The 4,396-nt window shown below is 47.0% G+C and carries 3 protein-coding genes and 1 pseudogene; 3 read left to right on the top strand and 1 reads right to left on the bottom strand.

Annotated elements, in window-relative coordinates; all coding sequences use genetic code 11:
• Both F6K52_RS32920 and F6K52_RS32915 read left to right on the top strand, forming a co-directional pair.
• On the top strand, positions 1-881 hold an 881-nt coding region (locus tag F6K52_RS32920; RefSeq protein WP_293088790.1), incomplete at its 5' end, for a WD40 repeat domain-containing protein.
• Positions 882-1,349: 468 nt separating this feature from the next.
• A complete protein-coding gene (locus F6K52_RS32915) occupies positions 1,350-2,699 on the top strand; it encodes an ATP-binding protein (RefSeq protein ID WP_293088788.1) in 1,350 nt (449 codons plus the stop codon).
• On the opposite strand, the gene F6K52_RS32910 is transcribed toward F6K52_RS32915, so the two are convergent.
• Positions 2,645-2,818 carry a hypothetical protein gene (locus F6K52_RS32910; protein WP_293088786.1) on the bottom strand — a complete coding sequence of 58 codons (174 nt, stop codon included), beginning with the start codon at positions 2,816-2,818 and terminating at the stop codon, positions 2,645-2,647. The two genes, F6K52_RS32915 and F6K52_RS32910, sit on opposite strands and share 55 nt — an antisense overlap.
• Before the next feature lie 79 nt (positions 2,819-2,897).
• Between F6K52_RS32910 and F6K52_RS32905 the strand changes: the two are divergent.
• A pseudogene (locus tag F6K52_RS32905) lies at positions 2,898-4,396 on the top strand (hypothetical protein); the annotation flags it as partial.

The raw sequence follows: 4,396 nt of genomic DNA, 5'->3' as shown, positions 1-4,396 counted from the left end.
TGCTCGCTAGTGCTGGAATTGACGGAATCGTGAGGTTGTCGGATGTCAACACTGGGCAATCCCAGGAATTGAAGGGACATTACGGTTGGGTTGAGCAGCTGGAATTTAGCCGGGATGGTCAGCTGCTCGCTAGCGCTGGAGAGGACGGAATTGTGAGGTTGTGGTATCTCAACACTAGGCAATCCCAACCTTTGAAGGGGCATCGGGGTTGGGTGAGGCAGCTGGAATTTAGCCAGGATGGTCAGCTGCTCGCTAGCGCTGGAGAGGACAGAATCGTGAGATTGTGGAATCTAAACACTGGGGAATTCCAAACCTTGAAGGGGCATCAGGGTTCGATTGACCAGGTGCAATTTAGTCGGGATAGTCAACTGCTCGCTAGCGCTGGAGAATACGGAATCGTGAGGTTGTGGGATCTCAACACTGGGGAATTCCAAGAATTTCATGGGCATCAGGGTAAGGTTAACCAGGTGCAATTTAGCCAGGATGGTCAGCTGCTCGCTAGCGCTGGAGAATACGGAATTGTGAGGTTGTGGGATCTCAACACTGGGCAATTCCAAGAATTTCAGGGGCATCAGGGTAAAGTTGACCAGCTGGAATTTAGCCAGGATGGTCAATTGCTGGCTAGCGCTGGAAATGACCGTACCGTGCGCCTGTGGGATTTAAGGGGTCGGCAAATTGCCCAATTCGAGGGGACTCGCCTGGTTTTCAACCCAGATGGGACGCAACTGGCTACTGTAGACGGGAATACCGTTAAGCTATGGCGGCTGTCCACCTTGGATGGACTCTTAGCTAGGGGTTGTGCTTGGCTAGGTAGTTATTTCACCAATAGTTCTGTCAATCCAGAACTGAAGGCGTTTTGTGATTGCTTGGTGGAAGAATGAAGAATGCAGAATTAAGAATGTAGAATGAAGAATTTAGAATGCAGAATTAAGAATTTAGAATTTAGAATTTAGAATTACAAATTCTAAAATGTTTTTCGCCTTTGGGGTTAGGTGAAGGGTAGTTTTTTCGCGTAGCGATGAGCAAATACTATAGCACCACGCATTAAAGTTAGGACATTGATAGAAGCTGAAAAGCTTTTTTAGTGAACTTTTGCCTCTTGCCTTTTGCCTTTTGCCCTTGCGCGTAGCGCTATATCACCTTGGCTGATTAGGGTCAGAGGCTCAATTACCAGGCTCACAGGCAAATGCGATCGCATTTGCCTAAGCTAGCCTACCCTTAATGCCATGGATTACTATAGACAAAAATAGCCTATTATACCCAAAAAGTAATTAAAACTCGCAGCATTAGTTATGATACATAAACAGTCTTGAACCCTTGATGATCTGACACCCCACACCCCACACTGGATGACTCTGAATTTCACCGAGTTTTACAAAGCCACTAACCCAAGCAAAACCCTTGATCTCACCCAGGCAGAAGACCAGAAGCTCTATATCGATTTTTCTTCTGTCCGGGGGGGAGCACTGATTGAGCAACTGAAAACTCAAATTACTCTATTCTCGGAAGACCAGCCCACCTGTCAATTATTTACGGGACATATTGGTTGTGGGAAATCTACGGAATTATCTCGACTCAAGGCTGAGTTGCTAGCAGAAAACTTTCATGTGGTTTACTTCGAGTCGGATCAGGATTTGGAGATGAACGATGTGGATGTGGGGGATATCTTATTAGTGATTGCTCGCCAGGTCAGTGAAAGTTTGGAAGCTAGCCAGGTTAACTTACAACTAAAAGGCTTTAAAGCTTTCCTACAGGAAATTAACACATTGTTGGGTTCCGATGTGACTGGGATTGAGGTTAAGATTCCCAAGGTTGGTGAGTTTGGGGTCAAGGAAAAACAGGGAGAGTATTCCCTATCGGCAGGAATTGCCAAGATTACCACGAAAGCTAAAAATAGCCCAACCTTGCGTAATCGGTTGCGGGATTATATTGAACCTCGTACCAAAACTATTATTGATGTGATTAATACCGAGTTGATTGAACCTGCGATCGCTCAACTCCAACACCAGGGAAAACGGGGACTAGTGGTAATCGTCGATAACCTTGACCGGGTGGAAATTGTGCCCAAGTCTTGGGGGAGACCACAACCGGAATATTTGTTTGTAGACCGGGGAGAACAGTTGCGCCAACTCAACTGTCATGTGATTTATACCATGCCCCTAGGGCTACGATTCTGTAATGATATTGTTCGGCTTACCAATCGTTTCGGGGTTGAGCCGAAGGTGTTGCCCATGGTGCCAGTGACGCAACGGAATGGTAAGGAGTGTGAGCAAGGAATGGCAAGGCTCAGAGCGATGGTAATGGCTAGAGCTTTCCCTAAGCTAGCACCAGCGCAACGGTTGCAGGGGATTCCGCAAGTGTTTGATGCACCGGAAACCCTGGACAAACTCTGTTCTATCAGTGGTGGTCATGTGCGGGAGTTACTGGCAATGCTTCGGGATTGGATTATGCTGGAGAGCAAGTTACCCCTATCCCGGGCAGGGTTAGAGCAGGTTATTCGTAGTCGCTGCAATAAAATCCGATTAGCGATTGATGAAGAGGAGTGGAAATTATTGCGTCAGGTGCATCACAGCCAAGAAGTAAGTGGTGATGACCATTATCGAGTACTGGTGCGTAGTCTATTTGTGTATGAATACTATGACGCTCAAGGGTCTTGGTTTACAGTTAATCCGATTTTGGTAGAAACGGGCAAGTTGTAGCGGAGGGAACAGGGAACAGGGAACAGGGAATCGGGAATCGGGAATCGGGAATCGGGAATCGGGAATCGGGAATCGGGAATCGGGAATCGGGAATCGGGAATCGGCAATTGGGTTAGCAAGAATGCGCTTTGAGATTGATATTAGCAATTATTGGTTCGTTGAATTTGGAAACACCATGACACCAATTGCCATAACTCCATGACTAATAGTCAGCCACAGGATCATCACCAACACGCTGATCATCAACAGCTATTGAAGCAGCTGGCTTGGGCAATGGAAATGGGAGCCAGTGAAAAGGAATTTTCCTTAATCTTCGCCCATTGTAATTATACCCAGTGGCGAGACCAGTTGATAAAACAGCTAGCAGAGGTGTGTGCGGTAGAGATTTTCCCGATTGAGCTAACTCCGGAGGTGACCCAGCTCTACAGGACTATATACAGCAAGATTCAATCCCAACTGGGACAACAACCGCCCCAAGGGATTATGGTGTATGGCTTTGAGGTGGTGAGAGACCTTGAGCAACTGCTGAGATTAGCGAATCGAGTCCGGGAAGAGTTTCGCAAACAGTTCCATGTCCCGGTTTTATTTTGGGTAGATGATCGAGTCTATTCCCAATTCCTGCGCTCCGCCAGGGATTTGGCCAGTTGGGGAACCGGTTCAACCCTGGACTTTCAAATCTCTACCGCTAAAGTAATTAAATTTATCAAACAGGTTACTGATCTTGGGTTTGCTCAAGTCTTAGCCGCTGGAGCCGCTGGGGGTCTTCACCATGGACAGAATATCAGTAACCAGCAGCTGGCTGACTTACGCCAAGCTTGGCAAGATTTGCAACATCGGCAGGTACGATTAGCGCCAGATTTAGAAGCCAGTGTGGAATTTATCCTAGGTCGAGGAATTCCCCATGGTTTCAAGCAGTCCCAACAGCATTATCAACGAAGTTTAAAGCTATGGGAAGATCTCCTGGGAGTTTACGCTTCTTCCGACCCCGAACATCTCATCAGATACGGATGTGTTCTTTTCCATATGGGGCAATGGTACCGTACCTATGCAGATCTTGACCGGAATCAAGATAAGCAACATTGCCTAAGGGCTAGGGACTATTTTGTGCGATCGCATTATTGGTTTGAGAGAGCCAAGCGTCAAGACTTAGTGGCTAAGTTTATCAATCCCTTGGGGGAAATTCTACAAAGACTAGGGCTATGGCATGAGTTATATCAGTTAGCTAAAAAAGCCTTAGCCCTCCATCAAAAATATCCCAACCCGCTCTGGCTTGCCCATGATTACGGCTTTCTAGCGGCACAAGTCGCCATTGCTCGCTCCCAATGGCCTCGGGTCAAGAAATTGTCCACTAAAGCACTGGACATTCTTACCAATGCGCAGTGTTATTCTCAACTCGCTAGTGACCTGACTCTGCAGCAGTTGGACTGGGCATGGGAACTGCATCAAGGTTGGTATCGCTTATCCTTAGCTAGAGCCTACAAGCATCTCGGTGAACCCGACTACGGGATTTGGCATCTAGAGCAAGCCAAATACCACACCAATCCTAACGTTAATCCCTATCTATATACTAAGATTCTCAAAGAATTGCGACAGCTCTACTTTGACCAAGGGGAGTATCAAAAAGCCTTCTCAGTTAAGGCATACCAGCAATCAATCGAGTATCAGTTCCGGTTTCGGGCATTTGTCGGTCCTGGTCA

Source organism: Moorena sp. SIO3H5, assembly GCF_010692395.1.
Taxonomy (GTDB): domain Bacteria; phylum Cyanobacteriota; class Cyanobacteriia; order Cyanobacteriales; family Coleofasciculaceae; genus Moorena.
This window is presented reverse-complemented; position numbering and strand designations above follow the sequence as displayed.